The 1,729-nt window shown below is 41.2% G+C and carries 3 protein-coding genes; 2 read left to right on the top strand and 1 reads right to left on the bottom strand.

Features of this window, described 5'->3' with window-relative positions:
- The first annotated feature begins 100 nt into the window (after nucleotides 1-100).
- Nucleotides 101-556, top strand: coding sequence for a hypothetical protein (locus WB217_RS14255; protein WP_423993889.1), 456 nt, complete (start codon nucleotides 101-103; stop codon nucleotides 554-556).
- A 33-nt stretch (nucleotides 557-589) separates the two neighbouring features.
- Here WB217_RS14255 and WB217_RS14250 read toward each other — a convergent pair whose 3' ends face one another.
- Nucleotides 590-1,105, bottom strand: a complete 516-nt coding sequence (locus tag WB217_RS14250; protein WP_423993887.1) for a hypothetical protein — start codon at nucleotides 1,103-1,105, stop codon at nucleotides 590-592.
- Nucleotides 1,106-1,199: 94 nt separating this feature from the next.
- Between WB217_RS14250 and WB217_RS14245 the strand changes: the two genes are divergently transcribed.
- The coding region (locus tag WB217_RS14245) for a vWA domain-containing protein (protein WP_423993886.1) at nucleotides 1,200-1,729 on the top strand (530 nt) is incomplete at its 3' end.

Here is a 1,729-nt window from a genome sequence, read left to right as displayed (position 1 = left end):
GTGCCGGATATCTGGTGCCATTTTTAATTCCATGGGAAGTTGCGACATTTCATTAAGAAAATCGTCTATATATTTAAGATGAAAATAAGGGGACTTTTAAATGATGCGCAAATTTCTATTTTTCTCTATGATTTTACTATTTGTTTTTTCATTAATGGGGTGTACTGAAAATGAAGTAATCCAGCCGAAAAGCAAAGAAAACAATAAGATTGAGATTGTTCGGTTAGATGGGAAAACGGTAATCAGTCTAGCCGTAGCCAGGGTTGGGGAAAGTCTACTGGATGTGAAGTACCCGCACATAATATATAATCAGGAAAATTCAATTGAACTTCAAGCCTTTGTGGATGCGATTGAGAAAGCAGAGAAGGTGGATGGCGTATTTGATATGACCGCTCCGAATTATCAGCTGACACTGACATTTGAAGATAAATCCACTGCAAAATACTCATTGTGGTTAGGAGTTGATGGAGGTTCCCTGATGGATGAAAAAGAATCGCATACATTGTATAGATTGCCATCCAATACGATTGAAGACCTAAACAAATATGTAAAATAAGAATCGGCAGATCATCTCTGCCGATTTTTTTGACTATAATACTCCACTCAAAGGCTTCATACTGAAAGAATCCAGTGCATAATTAACCTGGTGGATGTTGTATATTTTCTTTTCAATACAAAATTGAATGATCAGGTCGGATGTATCGCTGTCCGACAAGGAGTAGCCGGCAGAGCTTAATAGCTTGTCGGTTTCTTTTTTGTTCAGCTCGAGGGCAAGCGCCAGCGCGACCACCGTATTTTTTCCCGGTCGGTATTCCGGTTTGGAGCGGATTTTAGAAAAAAGGCGCCGGTCCAGGCCAGCCTTCTTATAAATCTCCGCGTCAGTAGCTCCTTTTTTATCGATAAACCCGAAAAGAACCTCCTGAAGTGTTGGCTGCCGTTTGTTATTGATGAACATCTCGATATCAAGCGGAGAGATGCTTTCCATGACGGAATCCATATCCATGGATTCATTAGGGCTATAAAGGATGAGTTCCTTTTCCATAATGAAACCTAAGTTGGCCTCGAGATATTCCTGCAATTCTTCCAGAATCTTTTTATCTAGCATATGGTCAGCTCCCCCGAAAATGTCGCTTACCAGGCGACCAAATTATGGATGATTCTAGATATGATTATATCAGATTAAGCATAGGAGGTTGACGATGATGAACAACAATTTAACAGAAATCATCTTCCTGCTGGACCGAAGCGGTTCGATGGCAGGACTTGAAAGTGACACAGTAGGAGGTTTCAATGCTTTTGTAAAAAAACAGTCTGAACTCGAAGGCGAAACGATCCTGACAGCAGTTCTTTTTGATGATGAATATGAAGTTTTGTGGAATGGAATCGATGCTCGAGAAGTGAAGCTTACTGAAAAGGAATATTTCGTCCGGGGGACGACAGCTATGCTGGATGCAGTCGGTAAATCAATCATTGATGTAGGCTATAGGCTTTCGAAAACAAGTGAAGACCGCCGTCCTAGCAAAGTCATTTTCGTTATCACGACAGATGGTATGGAAAATGCAAGCCGTGAGTTCACCTATGAAAAAGTAAAGGAACTGATCCGGCACCAGCAGGAGAAATACAGATGGGAATTCATCTTTATGGGCGCCAATATCGACGCTGCAAAAGAAGCTGACAGCCTGGGGATTGATATTGAGAACTCCTATAATTTCGAAGCATCCCATAAGGG

The sequence above is a fragment of the Mesobacillus sp. genome (assembly GCF_049588175.1).
Classification (GTDB): domain Bacteria; phylum Bacillota; class Bacilli; order Bacillales; family Cytobacillaceae; genus Mesobacillus.
This window is presented reverse-complemented; position numbering and strand designations above follow the sequence as displayed.